Raw genomic sequence first — 22,525 nt, 5'->3', positions numbered from 1 at the left:
GGGACTGCAAGAATGCCCGCCATGTCCCAGCGTGCCGGGGCCGGCAACGGCGGCGACGACAACGTTCGTGAGGCGTCGCCGTACGTCGAGCTCGAGCGCGACGCCTGGGCCTCCCTCGCCGAGACGACCGAGGCGCCGCTGAGCCCCGGCGAGATCACCTCGCTCCGCGGGCTCGGCGACGCGCTCGACCTGCACGAGGTCCAGGAGGTCTACCTCCCGGTCTCGCGCCTGCTCAGCCTGTACGTCGCGAGCGCCCGGGCACTGCACCACCAGCAGGAGCAGTTTCTCGGCCGCCCGCAGCCGCCGCACACGCCGTTCGTGATCGGCCTCGCGGGCTCGGTGGCTGTCGGCAAGTCGACCACGGCGCGCGTGCTCCAGCAGATGCTGGCGCACTGGCCCGAGCACCCCCACGTCGCGCTGGTCACCACCGACGGCTTCCTCTACCCCAACGCCGAGCTCGAGCGCCGGGGCCTGCTTCAGCGCAAGGGCTTCCCGGAGTCCTACGACCGCCGCGCCCTGCTGCGCTTTGTGGTCGACATCAAGTCCGGCAAGGAGGAGGTGCTGGCCCCGGTCTACTCACACCTCGTGTACGACGTCGTCCCCGACGAGCACGTCGCGGTGCGACACCCCGACATCCTCATCGTCGAGGGGCTCAACGTGCTCCAGCCCGCCCGCGTCAGGGCTGACGGCCGCGCCGGGCTCACCCTGAGCGACTTCTTCGACTTCAGCGTGTACGTCGACGCCCGCACCTCCGACATCCGGCGCTGGTACGTCGAGCGCTTCCTGCGCCTGCGCGAGACGGCGTTCCGCGACCCCGAGTCCTACTTCGCCAAGTACGCCGGCCTGAGCGCGGACCAGGCCGTCGCCGAGGCCGAGCGGATCTGGGACACCATCAACGGCCCCAACCTCGTGCAGAACGTGCTGCCCACCCGCTCGAGGGCCAGCCTGGTGCTGCGCAAGGACCGCGACCACTCCGTGCGCTACGTCCGCCTCCGCAAGCTCTGAGCCGGCTCACTCGTCGGAGAGCCGGATCTCCACCATCAGCTCGTCGGCGAGCCCCTCCAGCAGGTCGCGCAACGAGTCGGTGCCCAGGTCGGGGTCGGCCCGCAGCACCGCCTGCGCCGCGAAGAGCGTGCCGCCCGCCATCGGGGCCTCACGCACCTCGGTGACGAACTCCTCGATGCTGATCCCGCGGCCGGCCAGCGCGGCGGAGATCTCCGCCACGATGCCCGGGTGGTCGGCGCCGAGCAGGTCGAGGTGGAGCTGCACCGAGGGCGGCTCCGCCACCTCGTCGACGCGCTGGAGCACCATCTGCAGTCCGTCGCCTCCGAGCGCCAGCAGGTCGGCGGCCAGCGCGTCGACCCGGTCGTCGGGCACCGAGACCTGCACGATGCCGGCGCACCGGCCGGCCAGCCGTGACAGCTGGCTGCGCTCCCAGCTCGCGCCGTGCGCGCTGACCGGCTCCGAGACGGCCTGCAGCAGGCCGGGGCGGTCGTCACCGATCATCGTGATCACGAACGTGGCCATCCCCGCAGGCTAGGGCACGTGGCTAGGCCCCGACGAGACCCTTCTGGAACTCACCCAGCCGCTCGACCGCGCGGAACCCGAGCCGCTCGTTCACCGACACCATGTGGGTGTTGATCTCGGCGTTCCACGTGCGCAGCCGCGTCGCGCGCTCCTCGTCGTGGCGCACGGTGTCCTGGTAGAAGCGCAGGTTCACCGCCTTGACGGCGAGCCCCAGCCGGTGCCCGCGGTGCTCGGGCCGCACCAGGGTGCCCCACTGGAAGGCGTTGCCCGGTTCGTGCCGGGTGACCGCCAGGTTGGAGTAGGCCACCGGCCAGCCGTCGGCGTCCAGCGCGACGGTGTTGTACGTCGTGCGTCCCTGCGCCGCGACGAGCGCCTCGTGCCGCCGCATCTCCTCGACGCCCGCCGACTCGCGCTGGCGCTCCATCTCCCCGGTCGGCGCCTCGATCATCAGGTCCGCGAGCAGGTCGGCCCAGCCCACCGCCAGCTCGTCCGGCACCCGTCCCGCCCACGACCGCAGGGTGTACGCCGCGTGGTGCGGCGCCGCCTCGGCAGCGAGCGCGTCGAGCACGGCGTCGTCGACCGGCAGGTCGAGCGTGCGCATCACGTCGCCGATGCCGAACTTGTAGCCGCAGGAGCGCAGGAACTCGCCCGCCGGGGTGCCGGTGCCGTCCGCTGGCGCGTCGTACGGCCAGGCCGCCTCGGCGTTGGCCACCGTGCGGCCGTGGCCGCGCGCGACCTCCTCGAGGTGGGCCAGCATCCGGGTGCCGTGCCCGCGGCGCCGGTGGTCGGGGTGCGCGTACACCGCGAGGTCGGCGTGGTGGGTGCTGTGCCGCAGCGGCATCCCGACCTGCCCGGAGACCACGACCGTGCGGCCGTCCTGGATCCCCGCGAAGACCAGCCGGGTCACGTCGGTCTGCTCGGCGAGCTCCGCTTCCACCTCGGGCAGCTGCCAGGGGGTGGCGTTCTCCTCACGCCCGAAGGTGTCGGCAGCCACCACGGTCGCGTGCCAGGCCGCCAGCGCCGCCCGGTTGGCCGGATCGATCTGCTCGATGTCGACCGTCGTTCCCGCACTCATCCTCAGATCCTCTTCTGCACGTCGAGGCACCGCTCCACCGAGCGGTACCCCAGCTTCTGGTTCACGGCGTTCATCGGCGCGTTCATCCCGGCGTTGCTGGTCTCGACCCAGTGGCAACCGGGCTCCAGCTCCAGCAGGCGCCGGTGGCTCGCCAGCTTGACCGCGAGCCCGAGGCGGTGGCCCCGGTGCTCGGGGAGCACCATCGTCGCGCCGACCGAGGCGTGGCGCGGGTCGGGCCGGTGCAGCCGCAGGTCGGTGAAGCCGCACAGGTGCCCGTCGGGAGCGACGGCAGCCGCCACGACCTGCAGCCGGCCGGCCGCGGCGGCCCGCTCCTCCCCCTCGCGCAGCCGCGCCTCGTCCCAGCGCGCCGGCCGCAGGTCGAGCTCGCCCAGGGGGATCTCGCCGAGCAGCCGGTCGAGCAGCGCGCAGAAGTCGTCGACCCGGACGTCCGGGGTGCGGTCCTCCCACACCTCGACCCGGTAGCCGTCGATCACCGCGGCGACCTCGTCGTCGAGCGGTCCCCAGCCCGGGGCCGAGGCCGGCAGGTCCAGGGCCTTGACCAGCTCGCCGCTGGCGAGGACGTAGCCGTGCCGGGCGGCGAACCCCGACCCGAGGCTGTCGGCCTCCATCGGGGCGTAGACGCTGGAGATCAGCGTGTCCCGCCCGTCGGCGCGCGCCCGGTCCTCGCACGCCGCCAGCAGCGCCGACCCGGTGCCGCGCCGCCGGTGGTCGGGGTGCACCCACACGTCGACCTCGCCGAGGTGGGTGTTGTCCATCCGGAACAGCACCAGCATCGCCGCGCCCACGACCTCGCCGTCGACCTCGGCCACGAGGAGGTCGAGGCGGAGGTCGGTGCGCGCCTGCGGCAGCGCCACCCGCGAGACCTCCCACACCGGCCACGAGTCGAGCGGACGGTCGGCGGTGGCGGCCCGGCCGACCTCCCACCAGGCGCGCAGCAGCCCCTCGTCGCTCGGGTCGACGACGCGGGTGGTCGCGCGGACAGGCGTGGGCACGACCGGGGACGCTACGTCCTCGCCCGCACCCCGGCCCACCGGTTTTCCCGCCGAACCGTCACCCAGATCAGCCGAACCGTCACTCAGATCAGTCGAACCGTCAATGGGAGCGGGACCTGGCCGCCCGAACTGACGGCTCGATGGATCTGAGTGACGGTTCGGCCGGTCTAGCGCGCCAGCTGCTGGCGTACGACGACGGCGAGGCGGTCGGCGATCGCGCCGGCCCGCTCGGCGGACTCGGCCTCGACCATCACCCGCACCATCTCCTCGGTGCCGGAGGGACGCAGCAGGATCCGGCCGGTGTCGCCGAGCTCGGCCTCCTCCTCGGCCAGGGCCGCGGCGAGCACGGCGTCGTCGTCGGCGCGCGACTTGTCGACGCCGGTGACGTTGACGAGGACCTGCGGCAGCCGCGTCATCACGCCCGCGAGGTCGCGGAGGCTCTGGCCGGTGGTGGCCATCCGCTCGAGCAGGTGGAGCGCGGTCAGGATGCCGTCGCCGGTGGTCGCGTGGTCGGTCATGATCACGTGGCCCGACTGCTCGCCGCCGAGGGAGTAGCCCGAGACCCGCATCGCCTCGAGCACGTAGCGGTCACCGACCTTGGTCTGCCGTACGCCGACACCCTCGGCGCGCATCGCCTGCACGAAGCCAAGGTTGCTCATCACGGTGGCCACGACGGTGTCCTTGGCGAGCCGGCCGCGGTCGCGCAGGCCCAGCGCCAGCACGGCGAGGATCTGGTCGCCGTCCACGACCTCGCCGGTGTGGTCGACGGCCAGGCAGCGGTCGGCGTCGCCGTCGAGGGCGAAACCGACGTCGGCCTCGTCCTTGAGCACGGCCGCACGCAGCGACTCGAGGTGGGTCGACCCGCAGCCGTCGTTGATGTTGAGGCCGTCGGGCATCGCGTGGATCGCGGTGACGTCGGCGCCCGCGTCCTTGAGGGCCTGCGGGCCGACGTCGGAGGCGGCACCCTGGGCGCAGTCGAGGACGACGCGCAGCCCGACGAGCGGGTGGTCGATGGTGCGCACGAGGTGGGCGGCGTACTCCGCCACGGCGGTCGGGTGGTCCTCGACGCGGCCGACGGCGGAGCCGGTGGGCCGCTCCCACGGCTCGTGCAGCCGCTCCTCGATCGCGATCTCGGCCGCGTCGTCGAGCTTGTGGCCGCCGCGCGCCAGGAACTTGATCCCGTTGTCGGGCATCGGGTTGTGCGACGCGGAGATCATCACGCCGAGGTCGGCGCCGAGGCGGTCGGTCAGGAAGGCGACGCCGGGCGTCGGCAGCACGCCGAGGCGCAGCACGTCCACACCGGCCGACGCGAGGCCCGCGACGACGGCGGCCTCGAGGAAGTGCCCGGAGATCCGGGTGTCCCGTCCGACGACGGCCACCGGACGGTGCCCCGCGAACTCGCCACGGTCGGCGAGCACGCGGGCAGCGGCGACGGAGAGGTCCAGAGCCAGGTCTGCGGTCAGCTGACCGTTCGCCAGGCCCCGGACCCCGTCCGTGCCGAAGAGACGTCCCACAGGGGAGGCGTCGATCAGCGCTTCGAGAACTGGGGCGCCTTGCGGGCCTTCTTCAGACCGGCCTTCTTGCGCTCGATGACGCGGGCGTCACGGGTGAGCAGGCCGGCGGACTTCAGCGCCGCACGGTTGGCGTCGATGTCCACCGCGTTGAGCGCGCGGGCGACGCCGAGGCGCAGCGCACCGGCCTGGCCGGTGATGCCGCCGCCGTGGATGCGGGCGATGACGTCGAAGCGGCCCTCGAGCTGGGTGGTCACGAAGGGCTCGTTGACGACCTGCTGGTGCAGCTTGTTCGGGAAGTAGGAGTCCAGCGTGCGACCGTTGACGGTCCACTTGCCGGTGCCCGGCACGATGCGCACGCGGGCCACGGCCTCCTTGCGACGGCCGGTGGCCGCCGCGGGGGCGATGGTGGCGGCGCGCAGCGGCGCGTCGGCCGACGGGGCGGACTCGGAGCTGTAGGCGATGCCCTGCTCGTTGGTCTCGTAGGTCTCCTCGGCGTCGGTAGCGGCGCCGGTGGTCTCGTTGGTGGTCTCAGCCACGGTGTTCCTCACTCGTCCTTCGGTGCCGGTTACTGGGAGACCTGGGAGATCTCGAACGGGGTGGCCTGCTGGGCCTGGTGCGGGTGGTGCGGACCCGAGTAGACCTTCAGCTTCTTGATGATCTGCCGGCCCAGCTTGTTCTTGGGGAGCATGCCCCACACGGCCTTCTCGATCGCCTTGCGCGCGTCCTTCTCGAGGAGCTCGCCGATCGGGGTGGCCGAGAGGCCGCCCGGGTAACCGGAGTGGCGGTAGGCCATCTTGGTGGTCTTCTTGGTGCCGGACAGGGCGACCTTCTCCGCGTTCACGATGATCACGAAGTCACCGGTGTCCATGTGCGGGGCAAAGATCGGCTTGTGCTTGCCCCGGAGGAGGTTGGCGGTCTGCACCGCGAGGCGACCGAGGACCACGTCGGTCGCGTCGATCACGTGCCAGTCACGCTGGATGTCGCCCGGCTTCGGGCTGTACGTACGCACGGCTGTGTCGTCTCTCTTCGTTCGTCGGTCCCGACCGGGCGATCCCCGGCGGGTGGTGGAGCAGCGACTTCTGACGAACACGGCCCGGCCCACCGGCGTACGCCGGTCTCCGGGGCTGCACCCCGACCCACAGCACAGGTCGGGACGCGGCAGGAGTCGCGACCGGCAAGTCTAGGTGGGGGCGTCTCCGCAGGTCAAAACGGTGCCCGCGCACCCCGCGTCCGCCCCTCGGCAGGCGGATTGGCCCCTCGCTGGCGCACGGGGCTAGGGTCGGTCGGGTGACCGATTCTCTCACCGTACGCGACAACCGCACCGGTCAGGAGTACGACGTCCCGATCCTCGACGGCACCATCAAGGCCGCGGACCTGGGCGCCATCAGGACCGCCGACGACCAGCCCGGACTGGCGGTCTACGACCCCGGTTTCGTCAACACCGCCTCGTGCCGCAGCGCCGTGACCTACATCGACGGCGAGAAGGGGATCCTCGAGTACCGGGGCTACCCCATCGAGCAGCTGGCCGAGAAGTCCAATTTCCTCGAGGTCGCCTACCTGCTGATCCACGGCTCGCTGCCGACCCGTGACGAGTACGAGTCGTGGGTGCACGAGATCACCTTCCACACGTTCGTCCACGAGAACGTGAAGGAGTTCATGCAGGGGTTCCGCTACGACGCGCACCCCATGGGCATGCTGATGGCCTCGGTGGGCGCGCTGTCGACGTTCTACCCCGACGCCCGCAACATCTCCGACGCCGGCAACCGCCACATGCAGATCGTGCGGATGATCGCGAAGATGCCGACCCTCGGCGCCTGGTCCTACCGCCACGCGCAGGGCAAGCCGTTCGTCTACCCCGACAACGACCTCGGCTACACCGCGAACTTCCTCTCGATGCTGTTCAAGATGAGCGAGCGCAAGTTCGAGGCCGACGAGCGTCTGGTGCGCGCCCTCGACGTCCTGTTCATCCTGCACGCCGACCACGAGCAGAACTGCTCCACCAACGCGGTGCGCTCGGTCGGCTCCTCGCACCGGGCGCGGGTGGGACGACCTGGGCCTCGAGCGGATCAACCTGCTGCTCGCCGGCGTCGGCAACGAGGTGGCCGCGATGCCCTCGCTGCACGCCGGCATCGCCTGCCTGGTCGCGCTGTACGGCGTGCAGCGGCTGCGCTCGCCGTGGCGGTGGCTGCTGCTCGCCTACCCGCTGCTCATGGGGCTGGCGCTGGTCTACGACGGCGAGCACTACGTGGTCGACGTCGTGTGCGGCTACGCGCTGGCCGGCGCGGTGCTGGTGGTGTGCTCGGCGTGGGAGCGGGCCCGCGCGCAGCGCCCGGCGCCGCCCGGGGTCAGCTCCAGCTGACGCCGTCGACCGCGGGGCCGACCACGTCCGCGGCCTGCTCGAGGCTCGAGGCGTCGAGCTCGACACCCACCAGCGCGCTGCGGGCGTCGTCGACGAGCACGACGTAGACCAGGCGTCGCAGGGTGTCGTCCTTGCCGCAGTCGAAGACCAGGTGCGGGTCACCGAGCACGTCGCTGTCGTCGAGGCGCTCGCAGATCACGTGCCGCCGGTTGAGCAGCTCGGTCTCGGTGATCGCCGCCTGCTCGGCGCCCGCGGGCTCGTCGTACACGCTGACGCGGAGGCGTTCGCCCTGCGGGCCGCTGGCGGCGACCACGACCTTCCCGGCCTCGCCCGCGGCCTCCTCGGACCAGCCGCCGGGCAGCGCGACCGAGAGCGCCCGGTCGCGGGCGGTGAGCGTGGTCGCGGGGGGCGTCGGCGCGGCGGAGTCCGAGCCGTCCGTGTCGTCCGTGTCGTCACCACCGCACCCGGTCAGGCCGGCGACCAGAGCGGCCACCAGGGCGGCGGAGGCGGCCCGCCCGGCCGCGCGGCGACGGCTCACTGCTCGGTGGACTTCGCCCAGAGGTTGATCCCTGCGTCGACGGCGTCGGCGTCGATCGCGGCGAGCTCCTCGTCGGTGAACGCGGGGCCGCCGATCGCGTCGAGGTTGGTGTCGAGCTGCTCGACCGAGGAGGCGCCGATGACCGCGGAGGTGACCCGCGGGTCGCGCAGCGCCCACTGCAGAGCCATCTGCGCGAGCTTCTGCCCGCGCCCGGCCGCGATCTCGTGGAGCCGCCGGACGTGGCCCAGCGTCTGGCCGAGGTGGTCACCGGGGATCGTGGAGTCGCTGCGCGCGGCCCGCGAGTCGGCCGGGACGCCGTCGAGGTAGCGGTCGGTGAGCAGGCCCTGCGCCAGCGCCGAGAACACGATGCAGCCCATGCCCTGCTGCTCGAGCTCGTCGAGGAGGTCCTCCTCGATCCAGCGGTTGAGCAGCGAGTAGGACGGCTGGTGGATGAGCAGCGGGGTCCCGAGGTCGCGGGCGATCGCGGCGGCCTCCCGGGTCTTCTCTGCGGAGTACGACGAGATCCCGACGTAGAGCGCCTTGCCCTGGCGCACCGCGTGGTCGAGCGCCGCCATCGTCTCCTCGACCGGCGTCTCGGGGTCGAAGCGGTGGCTGTAGAAGATGTCGACGTACTCCAGCCCCATCCGCGTCAGCGACTGGTCGAGCGAGGCGAGCACGTACTTGCGCGACCCGCCGCCCTGCCCGTAGGGCCCGGGCCACATGTCGTAGCCGGCCTTGGTCGAGATCACGAGCTCGTCGCGGTAGGGCTTGAAGTCGTCGGCGAGGTAGCGGCCGAAGTTCTCCTCCGCACGGCCGTAGGGCGGGCCGTAGTTGTTCGCGAGATCGAAGTGCGTCACGCCCCGGTCGAAGGCGCGGCGCAGGATCGCGCGCTGGGTCTCCTCGGGGCGGTCGTCGCCGAAGTTCTGCCACAGCCCCAGCGAGAGCACGGGCAGCCGGAGCCCGGAGCGTCCGGTGAGGCGGTACTGCATGCCGGCGTCGGTCTCCCCCAGGTACGCGGCGTAGCGGTCGGGTGCGGCGTCGTACGTCATGTCGCCCATCTTGCCGGTCGGCCGGTGGTCACGACCGGCGACCCCGGTGCGCCACGACCACCCGCGCCGGCCGCAGGCGCAGGCCGTGCTCGCGCAGGGTGCCCGCGACCAGGCGGTCGCGCGACCGCAGCAGGCCGAGGAGCAGGTGGCCCGACGTCACGCCGCGGTCGCTGTGCACCGACTCCGCCAGTGCGGCCACGCAGACCTCCTGCGCACCGCGGCTCAGCACCCGTCCCTGCCAGTCGGCCTCCGCGTCGTACGGCGGGTTGAGGACGGTCATGACGGTCGCGACGTCGATGCCGAGCTCGTGGAGCGACTCGACGTCGAAGGCGCGGGTGGCCGCGAGCCGCTTGTGCTCCAGGGTCGTGAGGACGTCGGTGGCGGCCACCCCGAGCTCGGCCAGCACCTCGCGCACCGCGACGTCGTCGAGCACCGCCCGCAGCAGGTGCTCGGGCCGGACCTCCCGTCGGTCACTCACGGCTCCATCATGACGCCGGCGTGGAGACCCCGCGCCGACGCGTCTCCAGCACGCGGAACCCCTTGGCGCTGGCCAGCCGCGTGGTGGGCCAGCCCTGCTCGCCGAGCCAGCGCTGGAGCGAGTCGGCGCCGAGGTTCTTGCCGACGACCATGACCGCCCGGCCGTCCGGGGCCAGACGTGGGAGCCAGGTCAGCAGGAGCCCGTGGAGGGCCTCCTTGCCGATCCGGATCGGCGGGTTCGACCAGATCTCGTCGTACGTCGCGCCGGGCTCGACGCCGTCGGGCGTCACGGCGGTGAAGCGGTCGGTGAGCCCGAGCGCGGCGGCGTTCTCGTTGGCGAGGAGGACCGCGCGCTCGTTGACGTCCACGGCGGTGACCACCGAGCCGGTGGCCGCCAGGGCGAGGCCGATCACGCCGTAACCGCAGCCCAGGTCGAGCACCCGGCCCGAGCGCGGCGGCTCGGTCTCGCGGAAGAGCACCGCCGTGCCGACGTCGAGGCGGCCCTGGGCGAACACGCCGGAGCCGGAGACCAGGTCGAGCTCGAGCCCCCAGACCGACGCGTGCACCGGAGCCCTCCGGAACGGCACCGACGGGTCGGCGGTGAAGTAGTGGTCATCCATCGACCGCTCCATCCACGTCGGCGGCCTCGCGGCGTGCGCGGGTCTGCCCGGCCCGCTCGGCCAGGCCCGCGTCGTCGGGGTAGCCGACCTCCTCGAGCGTGAGCCCGTGGGCGTGCACGACCGTGACGGCCGGGTCGCGCACGGCCGCCACCAGCACCTCGCCGGCCCACGAGGGAGGGCGACGCCCCTCCCCCACGGCCACCAGGCAGCCGACGAGCGCCCGCACCATGCTGTGGCAGAAGGCGTCGGCGCGCACCGTGCCCACGAGCACGCCGGTGGCGTCGCGCTCCCAGGTCAGAGCCTCGAGGGTCCGGATCGAGGTGGCGCCCTCACGCGCCTTGCAGAACGCCGCGAAGTCGTGCCGACCGACCAGCAGCGCCGCGGCCTCGTTCATCGCCGTCTCGTCGAGCGGGCGACCCCAGGCCAGCACCTGGTGACGGGTCAGCGGGTCGAGGGCGTCGGCGCGGTCCGCGATCCGGTAGGCGTAGCGCCGCCACAGCGCGGAGAACCGGGCGTCGAACCCGGGTGCGGCCCCAGCCACCCGTCGTACGCGCACGTCGGCGGGGAGGATGCCGTTGAGCCGCCGCACCAGCGCGACCGGCGGCGCGTCGCCCGAGCGTCCGGCCGCGGCGGCCAGGTCGTCCTCGGCGACGTCGAGGTGCACCACCTGCCCGCGGGCGTGGACTCCGGTGTCGGTGCGCCCGGCGCACACGACGGGCGCCTCCGCGACCCGCAGCGCGGTGGCCAGCGCCGCCTCGAGCGTCCCCTGCACCGTGCGCAGGCCGGGCTGGACGGCCCAACCGTGGAAGTCGGTGCCGTCGTAGGCGAGGTCGATGCGCAGCCGCACAGCGGATCATCCTGCCAGCGGCGGGGCCCGGCTGGACGCCGTGCCTACGATCGGTGCGTGACACCGACGCTCGTGCTGGTCTCCGAGCACCACTCCGACACCCTGCGGGAGGAGTTCGGGCGCTACGCGCGCGACTACGAGCTCCGCACCGCGCGCTCCAGCGCCGAGGCGATCGAGGTCGCCGAGGCGGTGCTCGCCGACGGCGGAACCATCGCGCTCTTCGTCACCGACTCGCGGCTGCCCGACCAGCCGGTGCTGGCGGCGTTCCACGAGTGGCGCCGCCTCGTGCCGACCGCGCGCCGGGTGATCGCCGCGCACTGGGAGCACTTCATCACCGACGCCCCCGGCCTGCGGGTCGGCATGGCCACGGGCAAGTACGACGCCTACCTGCTGATGCCGCGCGGCGTGCGAGACGAGGAGTTCCACAACGCGATCACCGACCTGCTCTCCGACTGGGGGTCGACGGCCGTCGACCCCGAGGTGGTCGCGGTCAAGATCGTGTCGCCGGCGCAGGACGCGCTGACGCTCGGCATCCGCGACTACCTCGACCGGATGGGGATGCCGAGCCGCGTCTACGACCCCGACAGCGAGGGCGGGCGGTTCGTGCGCGAGCTGCTGCCGGACGACGTGTCCTACCCGCTCGTCTACGCGCTCAACCGCCCGCCCATCGAGGCCCGGACGGTGCGCGACGTCGCGGTCGCGATCTACGGAGCGCCCGAGGACTTCAGCATCGACCAGGTCGTGGACGTCGCCGTGGTGGGCGGTGGGCCGGCCGGTCTCGCCACCGCGGTGTACGCCGCGTCGGAGGGCTTGTCGGTCGTGGTGCTGGAGGCCGAGGCGATCGGTGGCCAGGCGGGCACCTCGTCGATGATCCGCAACTACCTCGGCTTCCCGCGCGGCATCTCGGGCATGCGGCTGGCGCAGCGGGCGCGCAACCAGGCGCTGCGGTTCGGCACACAGTTCCTCACCGGCTGGGAGGTGACCTCGCTCGAGCCCGGGCGCGACGGCGCCCCGCACGTCGTACGGACCGAGGGCGGGGCCGTGGCCGCCCGCTCGGTCGTGGTGTCCACGGGCGTCGCCTACCGCAAGCTGCGGGTCGACCCGCTCGAGGCGCTGGTGGGCACCGGCGTCCACTACGGCGCGGCGATGACCGCCGCGCGCGAGATGGAGGGCGCCGACGTCTACGTCGTGGGGGGCGGCAACTCCGCCGGCCAGGCGGCGGTGCACCTCGCGCGGTTCGCCCGCTCGGTGACGATCCTGGTGCGCCGGCCGAGCCTCGCCGAGACCATGTCGCAGTACCTGATCGGCGAGATCGACCACAACCCCCGCATCGAGGTGCGCACCTGCACCGAGGTCGTCGACGGCGGCGGCGAGGGCCGGCTGGAGTGGCTCTGCCTCGAGGACACCCGCTCCGGCGAGCGCGAGCGGGTGGACGCGCAGGGACTCTTCCTGCTGCTCGGCGCCGAGCCCCACTGCGACTGGCTCCCGCCCGACGTCGCCCGCGACGGGCGCGGCTTCGTGCTCACCGGCCGCGACGTCCCCCGCGACCAGTGGCGCGACGGCCTGCCCCCCGACAACCTCGCCACCACCCTCCCCGGCGTCTTCGCCGCCGGCGACATCCGCTCCGGCTCGATGAAGCGGGTGGCCTCCGCCGCCGGCGAGGGCGCCAGCGTCGTCCCCCTCGTGCACGCCTGGCTGGCCCCCGAGGCAGACGGGGCCTGACGGGTAGTCCCCGACGAGATGGCCCCCCACTGGCGAGTAAGGGGGCCGAATTGTCGGGGACTACCGGCTCAGGCGCGCTCGAGCTCGTGGCGGTACGGCGGGTCGGCGCCGGGCCGCGAGACGGTCACGGCAGCCGCGCGGACGGCGCGGGCGAGCACCTCGGCAACGACGTCGCGGGAGATGTCGGCCAGGGCACCGCGTCGGTCGCCGCCGAGCAGGTCGCGCTCCCACAGCCCGTCCACCAGGGCCGCGCCGAAGGTGTCGCCGGCGCCGATCGTGTCGGCCACGACCACCGGCTCGGTCGCGGCCTCCACGACGAGGTCGCGGCCGAACCACGTCGCTCCGCCGGCCCCGCGGGTGACCACGACGGCCGACGGGCCGAGGTCGAGCAGCGCCGTCGCCGCGGTGGCGTGGTCACGGTCGGGCCAGAAGGCCTCGAGGTCCTCGTCGGAGGCCTTGACCACGTCGGCGAGCGCGACGACGCGCTCCACCACCGCCACCACCCCGGCCCCCGTGCCCGTGATCGCCGGTCGGGCGTTGATGTCGTAGGTGATCGTCGCGTCCTCGTGCAGCCGCTCCACCAGCATCAGCACGTCGTCGCACCCCGGCTCGATCACCGCGCCGAGCGAGCAGACGTGCACCGCCAGGGGCGGCTCGGGCTCCTCGACCAGCGGGCCGAGCCGCCACTCGAGGTCGAAGGTGTAGCGCGCGGCACCGTCGGCGCCGATCGTGGCGAGCGCGGTCGAGGTGCGGTCGACCACCAGCGGGTCGGTCGCGAACGACACCCCCGCGCGCTCCATGTGCTCGCGCAGCAGCGCCCCGTGCTCGTCGTCGCTGAAGCTCGTCGCGAACCGCACCGGGCGCCCCAGCCGCGCCAGCGCGACGGCCACGTTCGCGGCGCTGCCGCCGGCGTACTCCCGCGTCGAGCCGTCCGCCGTCCGCACCACGTCGACCAGCGACTCCCCGACCACCAGCACATCTCGGTCCACGACACGTGACTACCACAGGTAGTCTCCGGCCGTGGAGGTCCACCCCCTCGACCCGAGCTCCGACCAGCCGCCCTACGAGCAGCTGCGCCGGCAGATCGCGTCCCGCGCGTCGTCCGGCGGCGACCTCGCGCCGGGCACCCGTCTCCCGACGGTCCGCGGGCTCGCGGCCGAGCTCGGCCTCGCGGTCAACACCGTCGCCAAGTCCTACCGCGCGCTCGAGCACGACGGCGTGATCGTGACCCGCGGTCGCGGGGGCACGTTCGTCGCCTCGGCCCCCGAGGCCGGCAGCGCGGACGCCGAGCAGGCCGCCGCGGCGTACGCCGCCACCGCCCGCCGGCTCGGTCTCGGGCTCGACGACGCGACCCGGCTGCTCGAGCGCTCCTGGTGACCCGGCGCTCGCTGGTCCCGCTCGCCGTGACCGCGGGTGTCGCCGCGGCCTCCACGCTGCTGCTGGTGCTCGCGGTCCGCGGGGGCTGGCTCGGTGCCGACGTCGGCCGCGGCGCGACGTTCTGCGAGGCCGCCCGCGCCGGCCGGGTGCGCCAGCCGGGCAACACGTTCTCCAACGCCGGCTTCGTCGTCGCCGGCCTCGCGGTCGCCTGGCGCGCCGGCCGCCCCGACCTGCTCGGCGACGTCCTGCCCCGGCGTCCCGGCACGGCAACAGCGTGGGCCTGCGTCGTGGTGCTGCTCGGGCCGGCCAGCGCGGCCATGCACGCGACCCAGTCCGCGCGCGGCGGCGACCTCGACCTGTTCAGCATGTACCTGACGAGCTCGTTCGCCGCTGCGTACGCCCTGACCCGCTGGTGGGACCGTGACCGGGTCTTCGCCGCCCAGCTGTTCTCGTTGCTCGTCGCGGCCTGCGTGCTCGTCGGCAGCGTCGGCGGCGACGACGTGCCTGTCGTGCGGTACGCCGGGAACGTCGCCTTCGCCGTCCTCCTGGTGACGACCGTGGTGCTCGAGGTGCGGCTGCACCGGCGCGGCCCCACCCGCACCGACCTGCGCTGGGGTGCCGCCGCCCTCGGCTCGATGGTGGTCGCCTTCGTGGTCTGGAACCTCGGCCAGCACGGCCTGTGCGACCCCGGCTCGCTGGTGCAGGCGCACGGCGTCTGGCACCTGCTCGGCGCCCTCGCCGCCTGGCTGCTGTTCCGGCTGTGGGCCTCGGAGGTGGAGCCCGCCGCTACGGTGGCGACGTGAGCTGGCTCGTCCTCGGCGACGTCCTCCTGGCGCTCGGCACGGCCGACGAGGGCGGCTCGTGACCCGGTACGTCGTGCTCGGCGCCGGGGCCGTCGGTGGTGTCGTCGGCGCCCGGCTCGAGCTCGCCGGCTTCGACGTGTCGCTGGTCGCGCGCGGCGAGCACCTCGCCCGCCTGCGCGCAGACGGCCTCACCCTCGAGACCCCCGTCGGCACCGAGGTGCTCGAGGTGCACGTGGCTGCCCGCCCGGGCGACCTGGCCTGGGCGGGGTCGACGGTCGTCCTGCTCGCCGTGAAGTCGCAGCAGACGGCGGCCGCCCTGGACGACCTGGCCGCCCACGCTCCGCCGGAGACCCCGGTGGTCTGCCTCCAGAACGGCGTCGCCAACGAGGCCGCGGTGCTGCGTCGCTTCGAGAACACCTACGGCATCTGCGTGATGCTCCCCTCGGGGCACCTCGCCCCCGGCCGGGTCGTCCAGCGCTGCCACCCGGTGCCGGGCATCCTCGACGTCGGCCGCTACCCCGGCGGCGTCGACGACACCTGCGAGCAGGTGTCCGAGGACCTGCGCCGCGCCGGCTTCGCGTCGGTGCCGCGGCCCGACATCATGGCCTGGAAGCACCGCAAGCTGCTGATGAACCTCGGCAACGCCGTCCAGGCCACCTTCGCCCCGGGTGACGCGACCGACCGCCTGCTGGAGCTGGTCCGCGACGAGGGCGAGGCGGTGCTCGCGGCTGCCGGCATCCCCGTGGTGAGCGTCGAGCAGGACCGCGAGCGCCGGGGCGACCTCCTGCAGTCCGGCGAGCGACACCCCGACATCCGGGGCGGCTCCACCTGGCAGAGCGTCGCCCGCGGCACCGGTGACGTCGAGACCGACTACCTCACCGGCGAGGTCGTGCTGCTCGGCCGCCTGAACGGCGTACCGACCCCCGCCAACGTCGCGGTCCAGGAGGCCACCCGCCGCCTCGTCGCCGCCCGCGGGCCGGTCGCCAGCCTCGACGCCGCCGAGGTGCTGGCGACCCTCTGACCCGGGCTACCGCGCGGTGGAGCGGAAGTGGAACGTCGCGTCGGAGGCGTCCGCGGGAACCGGCCAGCGGCTGGTCACGACCTTGGCGCGGGTGTAGAACGACACCCCCTCGGGGCCATGCACGTGCTTGTCGCCGAAGAGCGAGTCCTTCCAGCCCCCGAACGAGTAGAAGGCCATCGGCACCGGCACCGGCACGTTGATCCCGATCATCCCGACCTTGACCCCGCGCTGGAACCGCCGGGCGGCCTCGCCGCTGTTGGTGAAGATGGCGGTGCCGTTGCCGTAGGGGTTGGCGTTGATGAACGCGATCGCCTCGTCCACGGTGTCGGCGCGGACCACCGACAGCACGGGCCCGAAGATCTCCTCGCGGTAGACGTCCATCTCGGAGGTCACCCGGTCGACGACGGTCGGACCCACGAAGAAGCCGCCCTCGTGGCCCGGGACGACGTACCCCCGGCCGTCGACCCTCACCTGGGCGCCCTGCTGCTCACCGGCGGTCACGATCGACTCGATCCGCTCCTGCGCGGCGCGGGTGACCACCGGGCCCATCTCGCTCGCGGCGTCGCGCCCGGGGCCGACCCGGACCGCGCGGGCGAGGTCGGAGACCGCCTCGACCACCGCGTCGCCCGCGCCACCCACGGCGACCGCGGCCGAGATGGCCATGCAGCGCTCGCCCGCCGAGCCGAAGGCCGCGGCCGAGAGGTGCTCGGCGGCGAAGCCGATGTCGGCGTCGGGCAGCACGATCGCGTGGTTCTTCGCCCCGCCGAGCGCCTGCACCCGCTTGCCGTTGGCCGTGCCGCGCTCGTGGATGTAGCGCGCGATCGGCGTCGACCCCACGAACGAGACCGCGCTCACCCGGGGGTCGTCGAGCAGGGCGTCCACGGCCTCCTTGTCACCGTGGACCACGTTGAAGACGCCGTCAGGCAGACCGGCACGCTGCCAGAGCTCAGCGACGAGGTTGGAGGCGCTGGGGTCGCGCTCCGACGGCTTGAGCACGAAGGTGTTGCCGCAGGCGATCGCGACCGGGTGCATCCACATCGGGACCATGACCGGGAAGTTGAACGGCGTGATGCCGGCGACGACGCCGAGCGGCTCGCGGAAGGAGAAGCTGTCGATCCCGGTGGAGACCTGGTCGCTGTACTCGCCCTTCACCAGGTGCGGGATCCCGCAGGCGAACTCGATCACCTCCTGGCCGCGGGCGACCTCGCCCAGCGCGTCGGAGAAGACCTTGCCGTGCTCGGCCACGATCAGGGCGGCGAGCTCCTCGGCGTGGGCGTTGACCAGCTCGCGGAAGGCGAACAGGACCTTGGCGCGCCGGGCCAGCGACGTCTGCGACCAGTCCTCGAAGGCCCGATCCGCCGCGCCGACGGCGTCCGCGACGTCGTCGCGGGTGGCGAGCCGCACCTCGCCCTGCTGCTCGCCGGTCGCCGGGTCGAAGACCGGGGCTGTGCGTGCTGACCTGCCGGCGGTGGTGTGTCCGCCGACCCAGTGCTCGATGGTGGTCACGTCGTCCTCTTCCTCTGTGTCGTCTGTCGTCTGTCGCCCGGGTACGTCGGGTCAGGCCGGCACGGGCGAGCGCAGGTCGACCCAGCCCCGGCCGGCTGCGGACCGGACCATCGCGTCCAGCGCCTCTGCGGACGCTACGGCGTCCGCCAGCACCGGGCCCTCGGGGGTGCCGGTCAGCACCGACCGCACGAGCCCGGCCAGCTCGATGACCTTGGTGTCGTCGTAGCTCATGCCGATGCCGGCCCCGGGCTGGAACCTCGCGTAGTCGCCGGCACCGGGCCCGACCAGCAGGCGCTGCGCCGGCTGGTCGGCGTACGCCGTGCCCGAGGAGACCCGCAGCTCGCCGGGGGTTCGGAAGTCCCAGCCGACGACGCCCTCGGTGCCGTGCACCTCGATGCCGTAGCTGTTCTGCTCCCCGGTGGCCACGCGGCTGCACTCCAGCGTGACCAGGGCTCCGGTCGCGGTGCGCAGCAGCGCCGCGACGTAGTCCTCGTTCTCGACGTGCCCGGTCGGCGACGACGCGTCGCCCAGACCGTGCCCGTAGCTGACCGCGCCCTCCTCGAGGACCGGCCGCTGCTCGAGGAACACCGCGGTCTCGGCGACGAGGCGTTCGACGTCCCCGAGCACGAACCGCACGAGGTCGACACCGTGGGAGGCCAGGTCCCCGAGCACGCCGTGCCCGCCGGCGGCGAGGGTGAAGCGCCAGGTGAGCAGCCCGAGCGGGTGGGCGGCGTAGTCGGTCAGCAGCTGGACCCGGGCGTGGGTCGGGCGTCCGATCGCGCCCGAGGCCACGAGCTCCCGCAGGTGGGTCACGGCGGGCACGGCCCGGTAGTTGAACCCCACCGCGCCCTGCACCCCCGCCGCCTCGACGGCGGCCGCGACGGTGCGGGCGTCGTCCGGGGTGAGGCCGACGGGCTTCTCGATCCACAGGTGCTTGCCGGCCTCGGCCACGGCGACGCCCACCTCACGGTGCAGCGCATTGGGGGCGGTGACGCTGACGACGTCCACGTCGGGGTCCTCCAGCAGCTCCCGCCACTCGGCGTACGCGCGCTCGAAGCCGTGCTTGCGCACGGCGAGGTCCCGCGACGCCGCCACGCTGTCCGCCACGGCCGCGAAACGCGGCTGCACCGCGAGCTCCGGGTAGTGGTGCCGCAGCCGGCCCCAGGCACGCGCGTGCACGTCACCCAGCCAGCCCGCGCCGATGACGCCGATCCCGATCGTGCGGTCCTGCTCGTCCACGCCTGTGCTCCTCGTCTGCTCCGCTCCCGCCGGGGCGGGGTCGCTCATCGGGTCTCGGCCAGCCACCGCAGCTGGCGCGTCTTGGCCTCCTCGTAGCCGGCTCGGCCGGACAGGCCGGCCGGCACGCCGACCTCCCACCACGCGCCCGACTCGGTCCAGGACGACGGGTCGGTCCGGCACACCACCACGACCGGACGCCGCTCGGTGCGGGCGGTCTTGCGGGCCCGCTCGTACGCCGTGCGCAGCTCCTCGACGCCGCCGTGCACGTCCTCGACGTGGCAGCCGAGAGCCCGGGCGTGGGCGGCGAAGTCGACCCGCAGGTCGTCCGCCGCCCCGGGCCCGGCACAGTCGGCGAGGAGGTTGTTGAAGCCCTCGGCGCCCTGCCCGACCTGGAGGCGGTGGATCACGGCGTACCCGCCGTTGTCGCACACGACGGCGACGAAGGGGTGGCCGGCGAACGCTGCCGAGTAGAGCTCGCTGTTGAGCATCAGGTACGACCCGTCACCCAGCAGGCTCGTCACCACCCCGTCGGGGTGGGTGGTGGCCCGTCCGATCGCGGCGCCCCAGGCACCGGCGACCTCGTAGCCCATGCACGAGAAGCCGTACTCGAGGTCCATGGTCGAGCCGGAGGTCGGCCGGCTCGTCGGGACACCCGAGCGCCAGCCGCCGTGCAGCTCGCCGGGGACGCCGCCGCTCGACGCGACCACGTAGTCCTCCGGCCCGCTCAGGTCGTTGACGACCCCGACCACCTGGGCGTAGGTCAGCGACCCGTCCGGGGCCGCGCCCGACCGCAGCCGGTCGACGTGCTCGTCCCAGCCGGCCCGTTCCGTGGCGGCGCGGGCGCTCCAGGCGGGGTCGACGCGCCAGTCACCCAGCGCGACCTCGAGGTCCGCGAGGGCGGCGCGCGCGTCGCCGACGACCCCCTGGCCACCGTGCTTGACCGCGTCGAACCGGGCGGCGTTGACGTGGATGACGCTCACCTCGTCGGCGAAGACCGTCCACGAGGCCGTGGTGAAGTCCTGCAGCCGGGTGCCGACCGCGACCACGACGTCGGCCTCGCCGGCCAGGGTGTTGGCGGACGCCGAGCCGATGATGCCGAGCGGCCCGCCGTACAGCGGGTGGTCGTGGGGCAGCAGGGTGCGGCCCGCCGGGGTGTCCACCACGGGGACGCCGTGGCGCTCCGCCAGCTCGACCAGGGTGCGGCCGGCGCCGGAGTAGCGCACCCCGCCGCCTGCAACGAGCAGTGGACGCTCCGCCGCCAGCAGCCGTCGCGCCGCCGCGGCCACGTCGTCCGCGTCGGGACGGGGCCGGGGCGGTCGGTGGCGCCGGGTGGCGAACATCGCGAGCGGGAAGTCGAACTCCTCGGCCTGGACGTCCTGCGGGAGCGCCAGCACGACGGGCCCGGCGTCCGCGGGGTCGGTGAGGACCCGGGCCACCTGCGGCAGCGTGGCGATCAGCTGCTCGGGACGCGTGATCCGGTCGAAGTAGCGGCTCACGGCACGGAACGCGTCGTTCACGCTGGTGCTGGGGTCGCCGTAGTGCTCCACCTGCTGGAGGACCGGGTCGGGCGCGCGGCCGGTGAAGGTGTCGCCGGGCAGCAGCAGGACGGGCAGCCGGTTCGCGTGGGCGGTGCCGGCCGCCGTCACCATGTTGAGCGCGCCCGGCCCGACCGAGGACGTGGCCACCATCACCTGGCGGCGGTCGGTGGCCCGGGCCAGCGCCACGGCCGCAAGGGCCATGCCCTCCTCACTCTGACCGCGCCAGGTCGGCAGCTCGTCGCGGACGGCGTGCAGCGCGCTGCCGAGACCGAGCACGTTGCCGTGCCCGAAGATGCCGAAGACCCCGGCGAAGAGCGGCACCTCGGTGCCGTCGAGGAGCTCGGAGCGCTGGGCGGTCATCCACCGGACCAGGGCCTGGGCCGTGGTCATGCGGACGGTGCTGGAGTTCATCGTGGAGGTCCTCCGGTCAGGGTGCGGTCACCCGGCCGTCGGCCGAGGTCACGGGGCAGCGGGGGTCGGGCGCGGTGCCGGACCACGAGTCACGGACCCAGGTGTGGGCAGGGTCGTCGCAGAACACCATGGCCCGACCGCCGGGTCCGGCCATCACGTTGAGGTAGTACATCGGGTAGCCCGGGGCGGCGATGCAGGGCCCGTGGTAGCCGTGCGGGATCAGCACCACGTCGTGGTCACGCACCTCGGCCAGCAGGTCGACCGGCGCCAGGCCGGCGGCGTCGTGCTCGGGCCCGGTGTAGGTCCGGTGGTAGCCGAATCCCGACCGGTCCGGCGTCACCTGGTCGGCGCCCGCGATCCGGAAGTAGTAGATCTCCTCGTTCACCACCGGGCAGGGCTCGCTGGCGTCGTGCTTGTGCGGCGGGTAGCTCGACCAGTTGCCCGGAGGCGTGACCAGCTCGCAGCAGATCAGCCGCTCGGCGTGGTCCCACACGCCCGGGACGCCGAAGTTGGTCACCTGACGGGTCGCGGGACCGGCGCCCCGCACCTCGACCGGCACCTGCGCGGCGGGCCCGTAGCGCGGCGCGAGCCGCTGCTCGCACCGGGCGGAGGGCACCGCCACCTCGGCACCGTCCTCGCTGAGCAGTCGCACGGTGCTGCCCCGCCCCACGTAGGCGAAGTCGGTGACCCGGGTGAAGACGGAGTCGCGGCCCTCGAGAGCCCACTGCGCCTCGACCACCTCCGGGGAGGCGTCCGCCCTGACCTCGACGTCGAGCGACCCCCGCAGCGGGAGCACGAAGACCTCGCTGGCGCCGGTCTCGAAGGACGTCGGCGTGCCGGGCTCGAGGACGAGGACGCGCAGGCCGGAGTAGTCCCAGCCCGCACCGTCCGGCCCGATGTCGACCGGGTGCTCCGGGTCGCGACCCTCGGCGCTGAGGTGCAGGTTCATGCCACCAGCTCCGGTCCGGCGGACGACTCCAGCACCCGGGCGGCAGCGGCCACGGCGCCGGCCACGTCGCCGTCGGGCGGGTAGAGCAGCGCCCGGCCGACCACGAGCCCGCGGACGACCGGCTGGAGGAGCGTGCGTCCCCACGAGGCGAGATCCGCCGCCGGGTCGGGGCCGGGCACGCCGCCCAGGACGACGCAGGGCAGCGTGGTGGCGCCGAAGACGACCTCGGGGTCGTCGCACGAGGGCATCTTGAGCCAGGTCCGCGAGCTGGTGGTCCCCAGGGCGGAGGCGATGGTCGCCGCCCGGGCAAGGGCGGCGGAGTCCTTGACCAGGGCCCGGGTCCCGTCGGCTCCGGTCGCGTAGGGCAACGGCTCGACCATGGCCATCAGCCCGTGCTCGGCGAGCTCGCTGACGGCGCGGGCGCACGCCTCCAGGGTGGGGGCGGTGCCCGCGTCATCGTCGTCGATCCGGAGCAGCATCTTGCCGCCCTCCAGGCGGTACCTGCGCACGGCCTCGGCGTCGTACCCGGTGAACCGGTCGTCCATGGTCCAGGTCGCCCCGTCGAGGCCGCCCCGGTTCATGGACCCGATCACGACCTTGTCGTCGAGGACACCGAGCAGCAGCAGCTCCTCGATCACGTCGGGCGAGCCGAGGACCCCGTTGACCTGCGGGTTGGCGAGGGCGACCACGAGCCGCTCGAGCAGCGAACGCCGGTCGGCCATGGCCAGCGGGTCGCCGCCGGTCCCGAGCGAGCCGCGCGCCGGGTGGTCGGCCGCCACGAGGAACATCGAGCCCTGCTCGTTGAGCAGCGAGGCCGGGCGCCGGCGATCGGCGTAGGCCTCGATCACGGCTTCCGGGCGGTGCACCCGGGTCGCCAGCAGCGAGCGCCACTGCTCGTCGGTGATCAGCGTGGGCATGGGCTTCCTTCGCTCTCGGGTTG

General features: G+C 73.7%; 23 protein-coding genes and 1 pseudogene. 7 read left to right on the top strand and 17 right to left on the bottom strand.

Annotation, left to right across the window (positions count from 1 at the left end; all coding sequences use genetic code 11):
* Positions 1 to 21: 21 nt before the first annotated feature.
* Entirely contained in the window at positions 22 to 1,005 is a 984-nt protein-coding gene (coaA, locus tag ACFPGP_RS04570) for a type I pantothenate kinase (protein WP_378587474.1), read from the top strand.
* 6 nt (positions 1,006 to 1,011) lie between these two features.
* Here the strand turns inward: coaA and ACFPGP_RS04565 are convergent, their stop codons facing one another.
* From ACFPGP_RS04565 to rplM, 6 genes are all read right to left on the bottom strand, one after another.
* The gene (locus ACFPGP_RS04565; RefSeq protein WP_378587471.1) at positions 1,012 to 1,527 is read right to left on the bottom strand and encodes a glycine cleavage system transcriptional repressor; all 516 of its coding nucleotides are present in this window, start codon (positions 1,525 to 1,527) and stop codon (positions 1,012 to 1,014) included.
* A gap of 22 nt (positions 1,528 to 1,549) precedes the next feature.
* A complete protein-coding gene (locus tag ACFPGP_RS04560; protein ID WP_378587468.1) occupies positions 1,550 to 2,602 on the bottom strand; it encodes a GNAT family N-acetyltransferase in 1,053 nt (350 codons plus the stop codon).
* 2 nt (positions 2,603 to 2,604) lie between these two features.
* Positions 2,605 to 3,615, bottom strand: a complete 1,011-nt coding sequence (locus ACFPGP_RS04555; RefSeq protein WP_378587465.1) for a GNAT family N-acetyltransferase — start codon at positions 3,613 to 3,615, stop codon at positions 2,605 to 2,607.
* Positions 3,616 to 3,782: 167 nt separating this feature from the next.
* Entirely contained in the window at positions 3,783 to 5,129 is a 1,347-nt protein-coding gene (glmM, locus tag ACFPGP_RS04550; protein ID WP_378587462.1) for a phosphoglucosamine mutase, read from the bottom strand.
* 14 nt (positions 5,130 to 5,143) lie between these two features.
* Positions 5,144 to 5,665, bottom strand: a complete 522-nt coding sequence (gene rpsI / locus ACFPGP_RS04545; RefSeq protein WP_378587459.1) for a 30S ribosomal protein S9 — start codon at positions 5,663 to 5,665, stop codon at positions 5,144 to 5,146.
* 29 nt (positions 5,666 to 5,694) lie between these two features.
* Positions 5,695 to 6,138 (bottom strand): 50S ribosomal protein L13, encoded by a 444-nt coding sequence (gene rplM / locus ACFPGP_RS04540; protein WP_378587457.1) that lies wholly within the window; start codon positions 6,136 to 6,138, stop codon positions 5,695 to 5,697.
* 278 nt (positions 6,139 to 6,416) lie between these two features.
* On the opposite strand from rplM, the pseudogene ACFPGP_RS04535 reads away from it, so the two are divergent.
* Both ACFPGP_RS04535 and ACFPGP_RS04530 read left to right on the top strand, forming a co-directional pair.
* Positions 6,417 to 7,157, top strand: a pseudogene (locus tag ACFPGP_RS04535) (citrate/2-methylcitrate synthase); the annotation flags it as partial.
* A 70-nt stretch (positions 7,158 to 7,227) separates the two neighbouring features.
* A complete protein-coding gene (locus ACFPGP_RS04530; protein WP_465263249.1) occupies positions 7,228 to 7,488 on the top strand; it encodes a phosphatase PAP2 family protein in 261 nt (86 codons plus the stop codon).
* Here ACFPGP_RS04530 and ACFPGP_RS04525 read toward each other — a convergent pair.
* The 5 genes from ACFPGP_RS04525 to truA are packed head-to-tail and all read right to left on the bottom strand — an operon-like array spanning position 7,475 to position 11,019.
* Positions 7,475 to 8,026, bottom strand: a complete 552-nt coding sequence (locus tag ACFPGP_RS04525) for a hypothetical protein (protein ID WP_378587454.1) — start codon at positions 8,024 to 8,026, stop codon at positions 7,475 to 7,477. The two genes, ACFPGP_RS04530 and ACFPGP_RS04525, sit on opposite strands and share 14 nt — an antisense overlap.
* Positions 8,023 to 9,075: an L-glyceraldehyde 3-phosphate reductase gene (gene mgrA / locus ACFPGP_RS04520; protein ID WP_378587451.1), complete on the bottom strand. Its 1,053-nt coding sequence runs from the start codon at positions 9,073 to 9,075 to the stop codon at positions 8,023 to 8,025. Before mgrA ends, ACFPGP_RS04525 begins: the two co-directional genes overlap by 4 nt.
* A 28-nt stretch (positions 9,076 to 9,103) precedes the next feature.
* Complete coding sequence (locus tag ACFPGP_RS04515) at positions 9,104 to 9,553, bottom strand: Clp protease N-terminal domain-containing protein (protein ID WP_378587448.1); 450 nt, start codon at positions 9,551 to 9,553, stop codon at positions 9,104 to 9,106.
* Positions 9,554 to 9,560: 7 nt separating this feature from the next.
* Positions 9,561 to 10,172, bottom strand: a complete 612-nt coding sequence (locus tag ACFPGP_RS04510) for a class I SAM-dependent methyltransferase (RefSeq protein ID WP_378587445.1) — start codon at positions 10,170 to 10,172, stop codon at positions 9,561 to 9,563.
* The gene (gene truA / locus ACFPGP_RS04505) at positions 10,165 to 11,019 is read right to left on the bottom strand and encodes a tRNA pseudouridine(38-40) synthase TruA (protein ID WP_378587443.1); all 855 of its coding nucleotides are present in this window, start codon (positions 11,017 to 11,019) and stop codon (positions 10,165 to 10,167) included. Before truA ends, ACFPGP_RS04510 begins: the two co-directional genes overlap by 8 nt.
* Before the next feature lie 57 nt (positions 11,020 to 11,076).
* Here truA and ACFPGP_RS04500 point away from each other — a divergent pair, with 57 nt between their 5' ends.
* Positions 11,077 to 12,741, top strand: coding sequence for an NAD(P)/FAD-dependent oxidoreductase (locus ACFPGP_RS04500; RefSeq protein ID WP_378587442.1), 1,665 nt, complete (start codon positions 11,077 to 11,079; stop codon positions 12,739 to 12,741).
* A 68-nt stretch (positions 12,742 to 12,809) separates the two neighbouring features.
* Here ACFPGP_RS04500 and ACFPGP_RS04495 read toward each other — a convergent pair whose 3' ends face one another.
* Positions 12,810 to 13,730, bottom strand: a complete 921-nt coding sequence (locus ACFPGP_RS04495) for a PfkB family carbohydrate kinase (protein ID WP_378587440.1) — start codon at positions 13,728 to 13,730, stop codon at positions 12,810 to 12,812.
* Positions 13,731 to 13,761: 31 nt separating this feature from the next.
* Between ACFPGP_RS04495 and ACFPGP_RS04490 the strand changes: the two genes are divergently transcribed.
* From ACFPGP_RS04490 to ACFPGP_RS04480, 3 genes are read left to right on the top strand one after another with little or no spacing between them, the layout of a single operon-like run.
* On the top strand, positions 13,762 to 14,118 hold the full coding sequence (locus tag ACFPGP_RS04490; RefSeq protein WP_378587438.1) for a GntR family transcriptional regulator: 357 nt from the start codon (positions 13,762 to 13,764) through the stop codon (positions 14,116 to 14,118).
* Positions 14,115 to 14,921, top strand: coding sequence for a ceramidase domain-containing protein (locus ACFPGP_RS04485; RefSeq protein ID WP_378587435.1), 807 nt, complete (start codon positions 14,115 to 14,117; stop codon positions 14,919 to 14,921). The genes ACFPGP_RS04490 and ACFPGP_RS04485 overlap by 4 nt, the downstream gene beginning before the upstream one ends.
* Positions 14,922 to 14,979: 58 nt before the next feature.
* On the top strand, positions 14,980 to 15,942 hold the full coding sequence (locus ACFPGP_RS04480) for a ketopantoate reductase family protein (protein WP_378587433.1): 963 nt from the start codon (positions 14,980 to 14,982) through the stop codon (positions 15,940 to 15,942).
* 6 nt (positions 15,943 to 15,948) lie between these two features.
* On the opposite strand, the gene ACFPGP_RS04475 is transcribed toward ACFPGP_RS04480, so the two are convergent.
* Genes ACFPGP_RS04475 through ACFPGP_RS04455 form a run of 5 tightly spaced genes read right to left on the bottom strand, consistent with a single transcriptional unit; the run spans position 15,949 to position 22,502 of the window.
* Positions 15,949 to 17,448, bottom strand: a complete 1,500-nt coding sequence (locus ACFPGP_RS04475) for a CoA-acylating methylmalonate-semialdehyde dehydrogenase (RefSeq protein WP_378587430.1) — start codon at positions 17,446 to 17,448, stop codon at positions 15,949 to 15,951.
* A gap of 51 nt (positions 17,449 to 17,499) precedes the next feature.
* On the bottom strand, positions 17,500 to 18,687 hold the full coding sequence (locus ACFPGP_RS04470; RefSeq protein ID WP_378587428.1) for a Gfo/Idh/MocA family protein: 1,188 nt from the start codon (positions 18,685 to 18,687) through the stop codon (positions 17,500 to 17,502).
* Positions 18,688 to 18,731: 44 nt separating this feature from the next.
* Entirely contained in the window at positions 18,732 to 20,636 is a 1,905-nt protein-coding gene (iolD, locus tag ACFPGP_RS04465) for a 3D-(3,5/4)-trihydroxycyclohexane-1,2-dione acylhydrolase (decyclizing) (RefSeq protein ID WP_378587425.1), read from the bottom strand.
* Between the two features lie 16 nt (positions 20,637 to 20,652).
* Positions 20,653 to 21,585 carry a 5-deoxy-glucuronate isomerase gene (gene iolB, locus ACFPGP_RS04460; protein WP_378587422.1) on the bottom strand — a complete coding sequence of 311 codons (933 nt, stop codon included), beginning with the start codon at positions 21,583 to 21,585 and terminating at the stop codon, positions 20,653 to 20,655.
* Positions 21,582 to 22,502: a Cgl0159 family (beta/alpha)8-fold protein gene (locus ACFPGP_RS04455; RefSeq protein ID WP_378587419.1), complete on the bottom strand. Its 921-nt coding sequence runs from the start codon at positions 22,500 to 22,502 to the stop codon at positions 21,582 to 21,584. The genes iolB and ACFPGP_RS04455 overlap by 4 nt, the downstream gene beginning before the upstream one ends.
* Positions 22,503 to 22,525 lie beyond the last annotated feature (23 nt).

The sequence above is a fragment of the Nocardioides taihuensis genome (assembly GCF_042657275.1).
Lineage (GTDB): Bacteria > Actinomycetota > Actinomycetes > Propionibacteriales > Nocardioidaceae > Nocardioides > Nocardioides taihuensis.
The sequence above is the reverse complement of the archived record's forward strand: the minus strand, read 5'-3'. Positions and strand labels throughout refer to the sequence as shown.